The 17,089-nt window shown below is 65.2% G+C and carries 13 protein-coding genes; 10 read left to right on the top strand and 3 right to left on the bottom strand.

Annotated elements, in window-relative coordinates; genetic code table 11:
• Nucleotides 1-194 precede the first annotated feature (194 nt).
• Both RUGAMON1_RS12960 and RUGAMON1_RS12955 read right to left on the bottom strand, forming a co-directional pair.
• Nucleotides 195-2,369 (bottom strand): ATP-dependent helicase, encoded by a 2,175-nt coding sequence (locus RUGAMON1_RS12960; protein WP_445230893.1) that lies wholly within the window; start codon nucleotides 2,367-2,369, stop codon nucleotides 195-197.
• Between the two features lie 3 nt (nucleotides 2,370-2,372).
• Nucleotides 2,373-3,506, bottom strand: a complete 1,134-nt coding sequence (locus RUGAMON1_RS12955) for a LacI family DNA-binding transcriptional regulator (RefSeq protein ID WP_445230892.1) — start codon at nucleotides 3,504-3,506, stop codon at nucleotides 2,373-2,375.
• Nucleotides 3,507-3,698: 192 nt separating this feature from the next.
• Between RUGAMON1_RS12955 and RUGAMON1_RS12950 the strand changes: the two genes are divergently transcribed.
• From RUGAMON1_RS12950 to RUGAMON1_RS12920, 7 genes are all read left to right on the top strand, one after another.
• Nucleotides 3,699-4,949 carry an Hsp70 family protein gene (locus RUGAMON1_RS12950; protein WP_445230891.1) on the top strand — a complete coding sequence of 417 codons (1,251 nt, stop codon included), beginning with the start codon at nucleotides 3,699-3,701 and terminating at the stop codon, nucleotides 4,947-4,949.
• Between the two features lie 15 nt (nucleotides 4,950-4,964).
• Nucleotides 4,965-5,585, top strand: a complete 621-nt coding sequence (locus RUGAMON1_RS12945) for a 3'-5' exonuclease (RefSeq protein ID WP_445230890.1) — start codon at nucleotides 4,965-4,967, stop codon at nucleotides 5,583-5,585.
• 55 nt (nucleotides 5,586-5,640) lie between these two features.
• A complete protein-coding gene (locus RUGAMON1_RS12940) occupies nucleotides 5,641-5,991 on the top strand; it encodes a hypothetical protein (protein WP_445230889.1) in 351 nt (116 codons plus the stop codon).
• Between the two features lie 75 nt (nucleotides 5,992-6,066).
• Entirely contained in the window at nucleotides 6,067-7,530 is a 1,464-nt protein-coding gene (locus tag RUGAMON1_RS12935) for a putative porin (RefSeq protein WP_445230888.1), read from the top strand.
• A gap of 10 nt (nucleotides 7,531-7,540) precedes the next feature.
• A complete protein-coding gene (locus tag RUGAMON1_RS12930; protein ID WP_445230887.1) occupies nucleotides 7,541-8,446 on the top strand; it encodes a metal ABC transporter substrate-binding protein in 906 nt (301 codons plus the stop codon).
• Entirely contained in the window at nucleotides 8,443-9,225 is a 783-nt protein-coding gene (locus tag RUGAMON1_RS12925; RefSeq protein ID WP_445230886.1) for a metal ABC transporter permease, read from the top strand. Before RUGAMON1_RS12930 ends, RUGAMON1_RS12925 begins: the two co-directional genes overlap by 4 nt.
• Nucleotides 9,226-9,331: 106 nt before the next feature.
• Nucleotides 9,332-10,717, top strand: coding sequence for a tetratricopeptide repeat protein (locus tag RUGAMON1_RS12920; RefSeq protein WP_445230885.1), 1,386 nt, complete (start codon nucleotides 9,332-9,334; stop codon nucleotides 10,715-10,717).
• Between the two features lie 5 nt (nucleotides 10,718-10,722).
• Here RUGAMON1_RS12920 and RUGAMON1_RS12915 read toward each other — a convergent pair whose 3' ends face one another.
• Nucleotides 10,723-12,543 (bottom strand): GGDEF domain-containing protein, encoded by a 1,821-nt coding sequence (locus tag RUGAMON1_RS12915; RefSeq protein ID WP_445230884.1) that lies wholly within the window; start codon nucleotides 12,541-12,543, stop codon nucleotides 10,723-10,725.
• Nucleotides 12,544-12,709: 166 nt separating this feature from the next.
• Here RUGAMON1_RS12915 and RUGAMON1_RS12910 point away from each other — a divergent pair, with 166 nt between their 5' ends.
• The 3 genes from RUGAMON1_RS12910 (at nucleotide 12,710) to RUGAMON1_RS12900 (ending at nucleotide 17,007) form a co-directional block, all read left to right on the top strand.
• Complete coding sequence (locus RUGAMON1_RS12910; RefSeq protein WP_445230883.1) at nucleotides 12,710-13,354, top strand: methylamine utilization protein; 645 nt, start codon at nucleotides 12,710-12,712, stop codon at nucleotides 13,352-13,354.
• Nucleotides 13,355-13,368: 14 nt separating this feature from the next.
• On the top strand, nucleotides 13,369-15,786 hold the full coding sequence (locus RUGAMON1_RS12905) for a putative bifunctional diguanylate cyclase/phosphodiesterase (protein WP_445230882.1): 2,418 nt from the start codon (nucleotides 13,369-13,371) through the stop codon (nucleotides 15,784-15,786).
• 138 nt (nucleotides 15,787-15,924) lie between these two features.
• Nucleotides 15,925-17,007, top strand: a complete 1,083-nt coding sequence (locus RUGAMON1_RS12900) for a DUF5694 domain-containing protein (protein ID WP_445230881.1) — start codon at nucleotides 15,925-15,927, stop codon at nucleotides 17,005-17,007.
• Nucleotides 17,008-17,089: the final 82 nt, after the last annotated feature.

Here is a 17,089-nt window from a genome sequence, read left to right as displayed (position 1 = left end):
GAGCAACGACTGGGGCTGGGGTGCTGCAAGCGCTCAGGACAGCCAGTGCGCAGGCTGCCAGCAGAAATTTTTGTTGTGCTTTCATGGAAATGCTCCCGAATTGGTTTTTTGGACATGCATGGGGTGTGAGGCCTGGACACCAGCCGCGACCGACATTATATAAGGGTTTCCCTCAGAAAAATTAACATACTGCATTATTTTTTTATCCAAGGCGCGAACGGGGCCAAATCCTTGCCCGCTTCGACAAACCAGGCGCGGCGCGTGATGTCGAACTGCGCGCCCAGCGCCTTGACCTGGTCCTTCTCGTGATAGGTGGCGGTCAGGTACTGGCGCGCAGGCGGCGCCGAGGCCGCCGCTGCCGGTGTGGCCTGGTTGCGGACGATGGCGGCGTCGGCGGCGGCGGCCGATTTCGGCAGGCGCATCTGCGCGATGAAGCCGCTGCGCAGCGCCGCGTCGGTGGGCGAGAGCAGCGTCAGGCGCGCGCGCGCGCGGGTGGCGCCGACGTAGAACAGGTTTTCCTCCTCGGCCTTGGGCTGCGTCGGATGCGGGAATTCGTCCGCCTGCAGGAAGGGCAGGATCACGTGGTCGAACTCCTTGCCCTTGGCGTTGGCCACGCATTCGATCAGCACCGCCTTGCGTTCGCGCTTGCGGCGCACGAAGGCTTCGCGGGCGTTGAGCGCGGCCCAGAACTGGGCCAGCGTATGGCCGGAGGCGGCCGCCGATTCCAGCAGGCCGGCCACGGATTTGTTGACCACGCCCGCCTCATATGGCCGCACGAAGATGCGGCGCGCGGTCGCCACCAGCTTGACGCGCTCGCACACTTCCGCCAGCACGGCCGCCGCCGGCGTGGCCGGATCGACGCCGGACAGCCAGGCGATGGTGTCGATGACGGCCTTCTTGGTGGCCTGGCTGGCGACGTCGCGGTAGTTCGGCTCATCGCCGTCGCGCCGCTCGTCTTCGATCAGGAACAGTTCACCCAGCAGCGCCGGGTCCTTGATGATCTGCGCCTTGAAGTTGTCCATGCGGCGCGCCGAGAAGCGCATCTCGCTGAAGGCGGTCATGGCGTCGACGATCGCGGTGCGCACCTGCTCGGTCTTGACGGCGCCGAAGTCCTTGAGCGCGATCGCCAGCAGGCCGCGCAGGAACAGGATCTCGTCGCGCTGCAGATAGCCGGCCATGGCGGGCGTGCGGTAGTCGATGTCGGCTTCGATCAGCGCGTTCTCGATGGCCATCGATTGATGGCGGTCGCGTATCAGGATGGCGCAGCCGTCGAGCGCATGGCCGTCCGCCTTCCATTGCTGGATCGCGGCGACGGCCTGCTGCGCGCAGCCGGCGCTGTCGTCGTAGTGCGCGTGGCGGATCTGCGTGTGCAGCGGCAGGCTGGACTCCACCGCCTTCTGCTTGAACTCGGCCATCGCGTAGGCCAGGTGCGGGCCATGGCGGTAGCTGTAGGTCAGCGGGTAGCGCACCAGCTTCGGATAGTTCTGGGCGAAGCGGCGGTTCAGGTATTCGTCGCTGGCGCCCAGCTTGGCGTGGATCACCTGGTCCTTGTCGCCGGCGCCGACGAAGTAGCATTGCGGCCTGGCGATCAGCGCATCGAGGATCAGGAACGCCGCTTCGTTCAGGTCGTGCAGCTCGTCGCACAGCACCAGCCGGTAGTCGGGGAAGTGCTCGGCCAGGCGCGCGCCGGCCTGCAGGTTGCTGGCCAGGTCGTAGGTGGCGTCGAACGGGCCGCGGAACACCGCGCCGGCGCCGCCGTCCAGGCGCAGCGTTTCGTATTCAACCGTGGTCAGGTAGTCGGTCAGCGGCACGCCCATCAACTCGGCGATTTCCTCGGCGCCCATGTATTCGACGTCGGCGGCCAGCGCCATGGTCGCCTTCAGTTGCAGCTGCACGTCGAGGAACTGGGCCAGCGCGATGCTGTGGGTTTGCAGGTTCAGGCCGTCCAGGCGGCCGGCGTAGCGTTCGCCGACGCGGTCGATCGCGGCCAGAGCGTAGTCCTTCAGCTGGCGCGCCTCGGCGCACTGGCGCAGGTTGTCGCCGTCGATGCGGTCCAGTTGCTGGCCGGCGAAATCCTCGAAGGTCAGCACGGCGACCCGGCTGGCCAGCGCGTGCGGCACGCCCACGTCGAGCAGGCGCTGGCGCATGACGTCGCGCGCCTCCGGCGTGAAGGTCAGCGCCAGGATCTGTTCCGGCGCCAGCTTGCGCGCCAGCGCCTCGCCGATGCGGATCGCCAGCGTGGTGGTCTTGGCGGCTCCGGCGTTGGCGTCCACCAGCACCACCTTGTGCTGCGCCAGCTGGATGGCGGTCTGCTCGGGAGTCGGGGTCAGGCCTTGCGGAGTGAAGCGGGGAGGATTTGCATCGGTCATGCACTACATTATAGCGGCCGGCACGCGGATGCCGGTGGCGGACGCCAGCGTCGCGGACGGCGCGGCCGGCTTGGGACGCAGGCGCGCGGTGGCGCCTTCGATGAACTGGGCGCTGAAGACGCGCCGTTCGACCTGGGATTCGCGGCTGTCGATGACGGTGCACAGCAGGCTGGCCGCCGCGCTGGCCATCTTGGGCATGGGCTGGCGCAGCGTGGTCAGGTTGTAGCTCAGCCAGTTGGACGGCTCGACCGCGTCGAAGCCGGCCACCGACAGCTGGCCCGGCACGTCGATGCCCAGCTCATGGCGGGCGCAGTCGAGGCAGCCGATGGCCATGACGTCGCTGCCGCAGATGATGGCGTCGGGCACGCCGCCCATCTGTACGATCAGCGCTTTCAGGCCGGCGGCGCCGCTCTTGTAGTCGTACTCGCCCGGCACCACGACCGGCGGCGGCAGGCCCAGTTCGGCCAGCCGTTCGCAGGCGCCGCGGTGGCGCTCGCTGGCGACGCTGGAATCGGCGGTGCCGCCGATGATGCCGAAACGGCGGTGGCCGGCGGCGGCCAGCCGCGAGACCAGCATGCGGCCCGCTTCCAGGTGGTCGCAGGTGACAGTGTTGACCGACTGGTCGCGCTGGGTGCGGTTGAACAGCACCAGCGGCATGTGGCGGCGTTCAAATTCGGCCAGGTGTTCGTCCGACAGGCGGGCGGCGGCGATCACGCCGTCGACCTGGAATTGCCAGACATCGGCCAGCACGCGGTCGACATCGGACTCGCGCGCCAGCGGGAACAGCAGCACGCGCTTGCCCAGCGTGGTCAGTTGCTGGCTCAGTTCGGCCAGCAGTTCCGGGTAATACAGGTTGGCCTGGTTGGTGATCAGCACCGCGACCATGTTGGAGCGGCGCGTGATCAGGCTGCGCGCGGCGGCATTGGGGATGTAGTCCAGCAGCGCGGCGGCCTTCATCACCCGCGCATGGGTGGACTTGGACACGCTGGCGCCCGGCTTGAAGCAGCGCGACACCGCCGATTGCGACACGCCGGCCACCAGCGCCACGTCATATGAGGTGACGCGGCGGGCTTCACGGGCAATGCTGGCTTTGTGTTCAGTCGCGCTGACTTCGATTGTCGGCTTGGATTTGGTCATCGTCTCGTTACGTGCGTGGTGTTGCTGGCATCTCTATTGATCAAACCAGCATAATCAAAATCTTACTCGATAGCAATAATAATCGATTTTCTTTCAAGAAATATTTGGTCGGGTGTGGTCCCGCTGCAATTTTTCCTGAAAGTCGGGGTTTTCTGATAAGATAACGCCCCTTTATTCACGTGAAGGGTCGACATGGCCATTGCTTGCGGCGTCGATTTTGGCACGTCAAATTCCACGGTGGGCTGGGTGCGTCCCGGACACCCGGTGATGTTGGGACTGGAAGACGGCAAGACTACCTTGCCGTCGGTGGTTTTCTTCAACGCCGAGGACGAAGAAGTCACCTTCGGACGTGCAGCACTGGCCGAATATCTGGCCGGCTACGAGGGGCGCCTGATGCGCTCCATGAAGAGTTTGCTCGGGACCAGTCTGATCGACGGTCAGACCGAGGTGGGCGGCCGCGCGCTGCCGTTCCGTTCGCTGCTGGCCCAATTCATCGGCGAAGTGAAGCGCCGCGCCGAGCAGTCGGCCGGGCGCCAGTTCACGTCGGCCGTGTTCGGCCGTCCCGTCCATTTCATCGACGACAGCAAGGAAAACGACCAGCTGGCCGAGGATACCCTGGCCGAGGTGGCCCGTTCCGTCGGCTTCAAGGATATCGCCTTCCAGTTCGAGCCGATCGCCGCGGCGTTCGACTACGAGTCGCAGATCACCCGCGAAGAACTGGTGCTGATCGCCGACATCGGCGGCGGTACCTCGGACTTTTCGCTGGTGCGCCTGTCGCCCGAGCGCGCCACCAGGACCGAGCGCCGCGACGATATCCTGGCCAATGGCGGCGTGCATATCGGCGGCACCGACTTCGATAAATACCTGAGCCTGTCGTCCGTGATGCCGCTGCTGGGCTATGGCAGCCGCCTGCGCAACAACAGCGAAGTGCCGTCCAGCTACTTCTTCAACCTGGCGACCTGGCACACCATCAACCAGGCCTATACCAAGAAAATGTGGACCCAGCTGTCCGACCTGCTGCGCGATTCGGCCGAGCAGGAAAAGCTGGGCCGCCTGCAAAAGCTGATCGACCAGCGCGCCGGCCACTGGCTGGCGATGAAGGCGGAGGAGGGCAAGATCGCCCTGTCCGACGCCGCCAAGGTGCAGCTGGAGCTGGACCGCCTGTCGCCGCCGGTGACCCTGGAGCTGGACCGCGCGCAGTTCGACGACGCCATCGGCCACCTGGTCGGCTCGGTCGAGAACACCGTGCTGAGCCTGCTGCGCGACGCCGGTGTGGCGCCCGCCGACGTGGATACGGTATTCTTCACCGGCGGCTCCAGCGGCGTGCGCATGCTGCGCGAGCGCATCGGCGCGCTGGTGCCGTCGGCGCGCAAGGTCGAAGGCGACCTGTTCGGTAGTATCGGCGCCGGCCTGGCGCTGGATGCCGTGCGCAAGTTCGGCTAATTTAAAAGGAACACCATGCTCGACCAACCCATCGTCATGCTCGACTTCGAGACCACCGGCCTGTCGCCCGACATGGGCGACCGCATCACCGAGGTGGCGGCGTTGCGCATCGTCGGCGGCAAGGTGGTCGAGCGTTATGTGTCGCTGATTAACTGCAATGTGCGGATACCGTCCTTCATCACCGGCCTGACCGGCATCACGCAGGCCATGGTCGACGGCGCACCGCCGGTGTCGCAGGTGGTGCCGGAGCTGCTGGACTTTATCGGCAGCGACGCGCTGTCCGCCCACAACGCCAGCTTCGACGATAAATTCCTGCGCGCCGAGGCGGCCCGGCTGGGCCTGACGCCCGGCTATCAATCGCTGGTGTGTTCGTTGAAATTGTCGCGCCGCGTGTTCCCCAAATTGTCGAGCTACAAGCTGGGCAATCTGTCCGGCGAGCTGGGCATTCGTTTCAAGAGCGCGGCCCACAGGGCCGAGTCCGACGCGGAAGTGGCGGCGGAGGTGCTGATCCACATCGGCAAGCACATCGGTACGACTTACGGCATCCCCGGCGTCGATCCGACCTTGCTGGTGGCGATCAACAAATTGGCGGCCGCCAAAGTGCACCAATTCCTCGAAAAACAAAAAGTACGCTAAAAACCGGTAGCTCGCATTACAATACCGGCACTGATGTATCGATAGTTGGTATTTTGTGAATATACGCCGCAACTTCTTTTATGTGCTGCTGTCGCTTCTGCTGGTGTTCTCCCAGCAGATGGGGTACTCGCACGCGCTGTCGCACGCTTCGGCCGCGACCGGCGTGGTGCAGGCCACCGCGCAGCAGGACGAAGACGCCAGCAGCGGTATCACCAAGCTGGGGCTGGATCACAATTGCGCGCAATGCCTGGCGTTCGCGCAGATCGCCTCCGCCGCTAACACCCATTTTCATTCCTTCCCGCTGGCTGCCAATACGTCGGTAGCCGTCACCCACGCGCCCGCGCCGCTCGATTGCCGGCGCACCGTCTGCGGCTTCCGATCGCGAGCGCCGCCCGTCCTGTCCTGATCGCACACCCTTGATCCGTCACCGCTGCCGCTTGCGCAGAGGTGCGGCTTATCGTAGCTATCTACAGGATTTGACATGTTGAAACACAAAGTGATGATGGCCGCCTTGAGCGTGGCCGTGGCGGCCCCGCAAGCCTACGCCGCAGATAAAAAAGAACAGAAGGAACTGGCCGAAATCCGCGCGGAGATCCGCCAGATGAAGCAAGCTTACGAAGCGCGCTTGCAGGCGATGGAGCAGCGCTTGCAACAGGCACAGGCGGACAACGCCGCCGCCAAGGCGCAGCTCGCGGCGATCGGTGCGGCCGCGCCGGCGCCGTCGTCGGCCCCGGCCGCCGGCGCCGCGCCTGCGGTGGCCGCCTATGTTGAAACACCGCCAGCGCCGGCGCCGACCGGCGGCGCCAATCCGGCCAGCAATCTGTTTAACCCGAACATCTCGATGATCCTGGGCGGCACGCTGCAAAACCTGAAGCAGGATCCATCCCAGTACCGTCTGCAAGGCTTCGCGCCGAGCGGCGGCGAGGTGGGTCCGGGCAAGCGCGGCTTCAACCTCGGCGAGTCCGAGCTGACCATGGCCGCCAATATCGACCCGCAGTTCGCCGGCCAGCTGACCTTCTCGCTGAGCGGCGAAAACGAAGTCAGCGTTGAAGAAGCCTTCGTGCAGACGCGCGGCCTGGAGAACGGACTGAACATCAAGGCCGGCCGCTTCCTGTCGGCTATCGGCTACCTGAACGGCCAGCACGCCCACACCTGGGACTTCGTCGATGCGCCGCTGGCGTATCAAGCCTTCCTCGGCGGCCAGTACAAGCCGGACGGCGTGCAAGCCAAGTGGCTGGCGCCGCTCGACCAGTTCCTGGAGGTCGGTGTGGAGGCCGGCAACGGCACGGCCTTCCCGGGCAACGACCGCAACAAGAACGACGCCGGCGCCGTCAGCGTGTTCGCCCATCTTGGCGACGACATCGGCAATTCGTCCAGCTACCGCGCAGGCGTGTCCTACCTGCACACCGGCGCCGAGCAGCGCGCCTACGAAGACCAGGGCCTGACCAACAGCTTCAGCGGCAAGTCCAATATGTGGATCGCCGACGCCATCTACAAATGGGCGCCGAACGGCAACCCGACCAACACCAACTTCAAGCTGCAGGGCGAGTACTTCCGCCGCAAGGAAAGCGGCACGCTGAACTACGCGGTCGAGACCGACGCGGCGGCCAGCGGCAACTACCGCAGCGTGCAGTCGGGCTGGTACCTGCAAGGCGTCTACCAGTTCATGCCGACCTGGCGCGCGGGCCTGCGCTACGACCGGCTGTCGTCCGGCTCGCAGCGGATCGGCCTGATCGACAGCGGTGCGCTGGCCTGGGCCAACCTGCCCATCCTCGAGGCGTACAATCCGTCGCGCAGCAGTTTCATGATCGACTACAGCCCGTCCGAATTCTCGCGCCTGCGCTTGCAGCTGGCGCGCGACCAGTCCCGTCCGGGTGTCACCGACAACCAGATTTTCCTTCAATACATCATGAGCCTGGGCACGCACGCTGCCCACTCGTTCTAAAGGAGCAGGCATGAAACGCACACTCAAACATCTGCTGGTTGCCGCCGCCTGCGTGGCGGCCACGTCGGCGCACGCGGCCATCAACGTGCTGGCCTGCGAGCCGGAATGGGAAGCGCTGACCAACGAACTCGGCGGCGATAAGGTCAAGGTCTCCAGCGCCACCAACGCGCTGCAGGACCCGCACCGCATCGAAGCGAGGCCGAGCCTGATCGCGCGCACGCGCAACGCCAACCTGCTGGTGTGCACCGGACTGGAATTGGAAGTGGGCTGGCTGCCGGTGCTGGTCCAGCAATCGGGCAACAGCAAGATCGCCGCCGGCCAGCCGGGCAACTTCGAGGCGGGCGCCTTCGTGCCGCGCCTCGACGTGCCGGGCAAGGTCGACCGCAGCGAAGGCGACGTGCATGCCGCCGGCAATCCGCACATCCAGCAGAACCCGCACAATATCGCGCTGGTCGCGGTGGCGCTGGCCAAGCGCCTGGCCGAGCTGGACCCGGCCAACGCCGCCTACTACCAGGCGCGCCAGAAGGACTTTGCGGCGCGCTGGGATGCGGCCATGCTCAAGTGGGAGAAGCAGGCGGCGCCGCTGAAAGGCGTGGCCGTGGTCGAGCACCACAAGAACATGGAGTACCTGATGGGCTGGCTGGGCCTGCACCAGGTCGGCACCTTGGAACCGAAGCCGGGCGTGGAACCGAGCGCGGCGCATTTGTCCGAGCTGCTGTCGCAGTTGCAGCGGGCGCCGGCCAAGATGGTGATACGCGCCGCCTACCAGGACGGCCGCGCCTCGCAATGGCTGTCCGAGCACGCCAAGATTCCGGCGGTGGTGCTGCCGTTCTCGGTCGGCGGCGACGACAAGAGCAAGGACTTGTTCGGCCTGTTCGATTCGACTGTGCAACGTTTGATGGATGCAAATAAATGAACGCTGAAGCGCTCGATCTGATGATCATCCTGCCGGCCCTGCTGGCCGGCCTGCTGGTGCTGCTGACCCACGTGCCGCTGGGCGCGCAGGTGCTCAAACGCGGCATCGTGTTTATCGATCTGGCGATCGCGCAGATTGCGGCGCTGGGCGTGATCATCGCCGGCGCCGCCGAGCTCGATCCGCAAAGCTGGGCGGTGCAGGCCGCCGCCGCCGCTGCCGCCGTGCTCGGCGCGCTGCTGCTGACGTGGACTGAAAAACGCTGGCCGGAAGTGCAGGAAGCGCAGATCGGCGTGATGTTCATCCTGGCCGCGACGGCGGGCCTGCTGCTGGTGGCCCACAATCCGCACGGAGGCGAACATTTGCAGGACTTGTTGGCGGGCCAGATCCTGTGGGTGCGCTACGAGCAGTTGCTGCTGCCGGCCGTCGGCACGGTGGTGATCTGCGGGCTGCTGTACTTCCTGCGCGAACGCTTGAGCCGGCTGGGTTTCTACCTGATCTTCGCGCTGGCCGTCACGGCGTCGGTGCAGCTGGTGGGCGTGTACCTGGTGTTCACCAGCCTGATCGTTCCCGGCCTGGCGGTGCGTCACTATGTCGGCAAGAAACGCCTGGTGCTGGCTTACCTGATCGGCGCCGCCGGCTACGCGAGCGGGCTGGTGTTGTCGACGCTCTACGATTTGCCATCGGGCGCCTTGATCGTCTGGTGCCTGACGATAATAGCCATTGCCGTCTATGCATTTGGCCCCAAGCCTGACGGCGCGCGCCGGGTATCCCATCACTAGAAACGATAACATTTCATCATCACTCGTTTGAGCGCGGTCAAACCCGCGCCGGGGCCGCGTTTTACACTTTAACCAACAATGTTGTGGTGTTGGCCAGAGGTGTACCATGAAGAATCAAAGCTCGGCGAGGGCAGGTTACGACACTTTTCTCTGGTACCGGGAGGCGGCCGAGCGCGGCAATCCTTACGCCCAGTTCAATCTGGGCCTGGTCTATAAAAAAGGGCAGGACGTGGCGCGCGACGAGGTCCGCGCCTTCTACTGGATGTCCAAGGCGGCCCAGCAAGGGCTGGCGTTCGCGCAAAATCACCTGGGCGTGATGTACTTCAACGGCCGCGGCGTCGCCCATAGCGACAAGGAAGCCGTGCGCTGGTTTCGCGCGGCCGCGCTGCAGGGCGAAGTCTCGGCCCAGCAAAATCTGGGACAGATGTACAAGAAGGGCCGCGGCGTGGCGCGCAATGACGAAACCGCCTTGTCGTGGTTCTACCGCGCCTCCGAACAGGGCGTCGCCAGCGCGCAAACTTTGCTGGGCGAGGCCTATGTGCACGGCCTGGGCGTGCGCCGCAATTATCCGCTGGCGCTGGCCTGGTTCCGCAAGGCGGCGCTGCAGAACGACGCCAGCGCCCAGCTCAATCTCGGTTTGATGTACAAGCACGGCCACGGCGTGGCGCGCAGCGACGGGCAGGCGCTGGCCTGGTTCCGGCAGGCCGCCGCGCAGGGGTGCGCCGTCGCCCAGCGGCTGGTGGGCGTGGCCTACGCCGAGGGGCAGGGCGTGGTGGCGGACCAGCTGCGCGCCTATGCCTGGCTGCTGCGGGCGGCGGAACAGGAAGACGCGGACGCGCAATTTAATCTGGGCATCATGCTGGCCAACGGCAAGGGCGTGGACCGCGACGACGAGCTGGCCTTCACCTGGTACCGCCGCGCCGCCGAGTCCGGCCATGTGCTGGCCCAGTACAACCTCGGCGGCATGTACGCGCGCGGACGCGGCGTGGCGCGCGACGAACAGCGGGCGCTGGAGTGGTACCGCATGGCGGCCGAGCAGGGCGCGCCGAACGCCCAGTTCAATGTCGGCGTGATGTATGCCAACGGCCACGGCGTGGCCAAGGACGAGGCGCGCGCGGTGGCCTGGTATCGCTGCGCGGCCGAACAGGGCGACGCCAGCGCGCAGAACAACCTGGGCGTGATGTACGCCAACGGCCTGGGCGTGGCGCGCGACGAGGAGCAGGCCGTCAGCTGGTATGGCAAGGCGGCCGAGCAGGGCCATGCATTGGCGCAGTTCAACCTGGGCGGCATGTATGGCAGCGGGCGCGGCGTGGCGCGCGACGATGAAAAATCCTGCATGTGGCTGACGCTGGCCGCCGAGGCCAGCGAACTGGCGGTCGCCAGCAACCGCAAGAAGTCCGATCTGGAACTGACGCCCCAGGCGAGGGAAGCGGCCGCCGAACAGGCGCGCCGCTGGCGGGCCGCCCATGCGACGCAGGTCCGCCCGGCCTGAACTACTCAGTTGGGCGGTTGGCGGCGGTCCACGAACAGGCTGTTGCCGTGGATCTTCTTGGCTTGCTTCTTCGATTCCGCCGCAGCGGTGGCGATCTGGTGGTGGGTGTAGTACTGGTGCGGTTCGACGCGGATCGCGCCGATCGACAAGCTCATCAGCGAGTAAAACACTTTCTTTCCCTGCCGGTCCTCGCTGATGTAGCCGCCGCGCTCGCGGTCCTCGATGCTGTAGAAATCCTGCACCTGCCGCTCGAACGCTTCCAGGATGGCGTTGCAGCGCTCTTCCCAGTCTTCGCTCTGGAACAGGATCATGAAGTCGTCGCCGCCGATGTGGCCGACGAAGTCGCGGTCGGCGTCGGTGCGTTCGCTCAGCAGGCGGCCGGTCAGCTGGATCACGTCGTCGCCGCGGCGGTAGCCGTAGACATCGTTGAACGGCTTGAAATGGTCGAGATCGAAATAGCAGACCCAGAACCGCGTGCCGCTTCCCAGCAGGCGGTCGATGTGTTCGTTGATCGGCACGTTGCCCGGCAGCTGGGTCAGCGGATTGGCGTAGCGCGCCGCGTTGATCTGCATCTGCGTGATCTCGCGCATCAGGTCGTGGCCGGTGCCCATGCCCAGGTAGCGCCCCTGGTCGGTGATGATGAAGCCGTTGAACAGCTGCTGCGCGTCGGCCTGCACCATGCGGAAGCTCAGGTCTTGCAGGCTGGTGTCCTTGTCGGCGATCAGCGCATTGCTGTCCATGAACTGTTTGCAGGACTTCTTGCCGTACAGCTCGCGCTGGTAGGGACGGGCGAAGTGCTCGATCATGTCGAAGCGGCTGACCAGGCCCAGCGGCACGCCGTCGTCCACCACCGGGATGATCAGCAGCTTGGGATGGCGCACGAAGATTTCGTACAACTCGTTGTTGTTCATGCTGGACGGCACCGAGTCGGTCTGGTGCAGCAGCTTGTAGATGCTGGCGCCGTTCTTTTCCGCGCCGCGCTGCGGATAGACCGCCACGCCGTTGCGCGCCAGCGCCTTGACCACCTCGGCCGGCGCGGCGCGGGCCGGCTGGGCGTGCGGCCGGCCCAGGTGGTAACCCTGGCCGAAGGCGACGCCAACGTCGCGCAGCACCAGCAGCTCGGCCTGGGTTTCGATGCCCTCGGCGATCACCAGCGTGTTGGACTTCTCGGCGATCTCCTGGATCGAGCGCACGAACTGCAGCTTGACCGGATCGTGGTTGATGCCCTGGATGAAATGCATGTCGATCTTGACATACTCGGGCCGCAGCTCCGACCACAGCCGCAGGCTGGAAAAGCCTTCGCCGAGGTCGTCGATGGCGATCTGGAAGCCCATGTTACGGTAGTGCAGCACCGCTTCGCGCATCAGCTCGTAGTCGTAGGTCGGCTGGTTCTCGGTCAGCTCGATGATGACGCGGTCCGGATTGATGCCGATCTGATGGATGTATTCCAGCGTCTCGCCGTGCGGCGCGTCGCGCTGCATCAGGCATTCCGGGCTGACGTTGAGGAACAGCTTGCCCGGCAGTTCCAGCTCGGCAAAGCGTTCCAGCACCACGCGCCGGCACAGGTGCTCGACCTCGACTGTCAGGCCGTTGGCGCGCGCCACCTTGAACAAATTCATCGGCGCATGCAGCGGGCTGTCGGACGGCCCCCGTATCAAGCCTTCATAGGCGATGATGTCGCCGCTCTGCATGTGTACAATCGGCTGGAACAGCGCGCTCAGCTGTCGGCGCGCCAGGATGTCGTACAGATGGGCGCGCAAGACCGCCTCCTCGTCCTCGGCCTTGGGCGGAAGATAGATGATGTTGGGGCTGAGTACGGAATTCACGGTGTGTGCTTGCCAAAAGTCGGTTTAACTGTACGATCTTAATGTGCTTTTGTGACCGGATAATGACGTGTGGAAATAATCTGCGGCATACTGTGAAAAACCGCGCCGTAGATTATTGCCCACGCGCTACAATCTAAGCTGTACAACTATCGAGACCAGGCTTCCCATGCACCGTCACGCCCTCCGCCAGACCCTGTCGACCTTGTTATTGCTGAGCACGGCAAGCGCGGGCGCCACCGGCGTCACGGTGCAGGTGCAGGACGCCGGCGGCAAGGCCCTGGCCGACACCGTGGTCTATGTCGAGCCGGAAAGCGGCGCGGCCGGCGGGCGCGCGCCGGCCACGGCGGAAATCGAGCAGAAGGGCTTGAAATTCGTACCCCTGGTGAGCGTGGTGCAGACCGGCGCCAAGATATTTTTCCCGAATAACGACAAGGTCCGGCACCACATCTATTCGTTCTCGCCGGCCCACAAGTTCGACCAGAAGCTGTACTCCGGCCAGTCGGCCTCGCCGCAGGTCTTCGACAAGGCGGGCACGGTGGTGCTCGGTTGCAATATCCATGACAAGATGCTGGCCTATGTCAAAGTGGTCGATACGCCGTATTTCGCCAAGACCGACGCCGCCGGCGCCGCCCGCATCGAGCTGCCGGCCGGCGGCAAGTACGTGGTCAAGGCCTGGCACTACAACACGGTCGGCGGCGCCACGCCGGAGCAGGTGGTGACGGTGAAGGCGGGCGAGGCGCCGGCCAGCGCCGCCTTCAAGCTGCCGATGAAACCGATCGTGGCCGACGACCCGTCGTCGACCACTCTTTAAGGGATAGGCCGAGCATGCGCATGCGCTTCCGCAGCCTGGAGAGCCGTATCGTCACACTGTTCCTGGTGTTGATCGTGGCCGTGCAGGTGATCGGCCTGCTGGTGATCCAGCGCGGCATCGACAACAATGCGCGCCTGTCGATCAGCAGTGAACTGGGCAACGGCTCCAAGGTGTTCCGCCGCCTGTTGGACCAGAACGCGCAAAACCTGCGCTTCGGCGCCCGCCTGCTGGCGCGCGACACCGCCTTCGTGGCCACCATCGGCAACAACGACGAGAACGATCGCGGCACCATCCTCTCCGCGCTGGACAACAGCGGCAAGCGTATCAAGGCCTCGCTGTCGATGCTGATCAACGCCGACCGCAAGATCAGCGTCGCCACCAACAACAGCCAGGCGGCGGCGCTGGAGAAGCAGGTCGGCGGCATGCTCGATGCCGCCGAATCTTCTGTGGGCGCCAGCGGCATCGCCATCGTCGAGCACCGGCCGTACCAGATCGTCGTCATGCCGATCCTGGCGCCGAGGACGATCGGCTGGATCGTCATGACCTTCCCGATCGACCGCCAACTGGCCGGCGACATGCGCGAAATCAGCGCGCTCGATACCGCCGTGCTGACCCGCGACGCCCAGGGCAAATGGCTGGCCGTGGGCTCGACCTTCTCCGCCCCGGTGACGCAGAGCGTGGTCGACCAACTGCAAACCTTGCCCGGCACGCCGGTCGGCCCGTTCGACCTGACGCTGTCGGCCGGCCAGTACAGCGCGCGCCTGCTGGCGATCGGCCAGGATGGCGGCCAGACCGCCAACGTCCTGCTGGCCCGCTCGATCGACGAGGCGACCGCCGAATACGGCCGCCTCGAACGCTGGCTGATCGGCCTGACGCTGGGCGGCATCATGATCTCGGCGCTGGCCATCGTATTCACCGCCAAGCGCATCGCGCAGCCGATCAGCGAGCTGGCCGTCACCGCCAGGCGCCTGGAGCAGGGCGATTACAAGGGGCAGATCGACACCAGCCGCGAAGACGAAATCGGCGCGCTGGCGCATGCCTTCGACGCCATGCGCGAGGGGATCGCCAAGCGCGAACAGGAGATCCGTCGCCTGGCCTACTGGGACACGCTGACCAACCTGCCGAACCGCGCGCAGTTCGTGCTGCTGCTGAACGATGCGCTGGCCAATGCCGCCAGGCGCGAGGAAACCGTGTTCGTGCTGATGATGGACCTGGACCGCTTCAAGCACGTCAACGACGTGATGGGCCACAGCTTCGGCGACGCCTTGCTGCGCCAGGTGGCGGGCCGCCTGCAGCTGTTGCTGGCCAATCGCCGGCAGTCGTCGGCGCAGGTGGCGCGCCTGGGCGGCGACGAATTCGCGGTGCTGCTGCCGGCATCCGACCTCGATTCCGCGCAGCGCGTGGCGGCCGAGATCCTGCAGGCGCTGGAGACGCCGCTGTCGCTGGAGGACCAGACGGTGGACATCGGCGCAGGCCTGGGCATCGCCGGCTACCCGGCGCACGGCAACGACGGCGAGGCTTTGCTGAGCATGGCCGAAGTGGCGATGTACGCCGCCAAGCAGCGCAACGACGGCGCCGTGGTGTACGACGCGGCGATGGACAAGTCCAGCGAAAAGAGCCTGTCGCTGTTGACGGAGCTGCGCAACGCCATCGAACGCAACGAGTTCCGCCTGCACGTGCAGCCGAAGATCAAGCTCGATACCGGCGAGGTGGTGGGCATGGAATCGCTGGTGCGCTGGGTGCACCCGGAGCGCGGCAACGTGTTCCCCGACGAGTTCATTCCATTCGCCGAGCAGACCGGCTTTATCCGCGTGCTGACGCGCTGGGTGATGGACAAGTCGGCGGAGCTGTGCCAGGAGCTGGCGGCCAAGGGCTATCCGCTCAAGGTGTCGGTCAACCTGTCCACCCGCGACCTGCTGGACCAGGACCTGCCGGCCAAGTTCGCCGAAACGCTGGCGCGCTACCAGCTCGCTCCCGGCTCGTTCTGCCTGGAGATCACCGAAAGCGCCATCATGGACGACCCGGTGCGCGCCCAGCACACGCTGGAGCGCCTGAGCGCCATGGGCGTCGATTTGTCGATCGACGATTTCGGCACCGGCTATTCGTCGCTGGCCTACCTCAAGCGGCTGCCGGTGAATGAGCTGAAGATCGACAAGTCCTTCGTGCTGAACATGGAGAACGACATCGGCGACACCAAGATCGTCCGCTCCACCATCGACCTTGGCCACAACATGGGCTTGCGCGTGGTGGCCGAGGGCATCGAGAGCGAGGCCGTATGGCGCCTGCTGGCCGATCTGGGTTGCGACCAGGGGCAGGGCTACTTCATGAGCCGTCCGATCCCCGGCGACCAGTTGATCGCCTGGCTGGAAAAGTGGCAGGCGCCGATCGCCCACGCGACGCCGACCTACAGCGAAGTCGATATGGGCGGCTGAATGTTCGGTGACCCGGATGCTGCCCCATCCCGGAAATTTGCATTTCGGGCGGCTAAATCTGCGGTACGTCGCATAGTCTGTTCCGTCATTCCCCAGTCTCCTTAAGCTAGCGCGATTCCATTTATTTCAGGAGGCTCCATGCAGCGTCTGCTCGCCGGTATCTTTGTTGCTGCCGTGTTTAACGGTAACGTTGGCGCCGCTGAATCGCCCGGCCCGACATTCACTCCTGCCGCATTCAAGCTGCAAAGGGGGCAGCCGAACGAGCTGCTGGTGCTTGGCACCGCCCATCTGTCGCAATTGCCGAAGTCCTTCGATCCCGCCAATCTGAGCCTACTGATGGACCGCCTCGCGAGTTGGCAACCCAAGGCCATCGCCATCGAGGCGCTGTCCGGGTCCCAGTGCGCTTTCCTGCGCAGCTACCCTGAGCGCTACGACGACACGGTCAAGTCTTATTGTTGGGACCCGGCGCCCGCCGCCAGCGCCACCGGCCTTGACGTACCCGCCGCCACCGCGCAAGTGGAGCGGACGCTGGCCGCCTGGCCGGCGACGCCGACTGCAGGCCAGCGGCGCAAGCTGGCATCGCTGTTCCTGGCGGCCGGCGAACCCGCCTCCGCAACGGTGCAATGGCTACGCCTGCCGGCCGACGAGCGGCACGCCGGCGACGGCCTGAATGACAAGTTGGTGGAGATCCTGGACAAGCTGCGTCAAAAACGCAATGAGGATTATCTGATTGCTGCCCCGCTCGCGGCACGCTGCGGGCATGAGCGGGTGTACCCGATGGATGACCATACGTCCGACGCCAACATCGCCGATGAAAAAGCCTACGGCGCGGCGATCATGAAAGCGTGGGATAACCCGTTCAATGCGACGCGCAAGCGCCAGGATGATGCATTGCGCGCCGGGTTGACGACACCTGCCGGCGTGCTGGCGATGTACCGCGCGTTCAATGCCGCCGGGGCGGCGGAGCAGGTCTTCCGCAGTGACTTCGGCGCCGCGCTGGAGGAGCCGTCGCCCCAGCATTTCGGCCGCGGCTACGTCAGCTACTGGGAAACGCGCAATTTGCGCATGGCCTCTAACATCCGCGAGGCGTCCGCCTTGCAGCCGGGCGGCCGCACCCTGGTCGTCGTCGGTGCGTCGCACAAAGGCTATCTGGAGGCATACCTGAACCAGATGCATGACGTGCGTGTCGTCAGCACGGACACTATTTTGCGCGCCGAATAAAACACGCCGATACCGCTTTCCTATCATTGCTTATTTGTCACAAATCAAGCTATGATCGACCGCGTGACGCGTTGTGGTTACT

Origin of the sequence: Duganella rhizosphaerae (genome assembly GCF_040364205.1) — a bacterium.
Classification (GTDB): Bacteria; Pseudomonadota; Gammaproteobacteria; order Burkholderiales; family Burkholderiaceae_D; genus Rugamonas; species Rugamonas rhizosphaerae.
The sequence above is the reverse complement of the archived record's forward strand: the minus strand, read 5'-3'. Positions and strand labels throughout refer to the sequence as shown.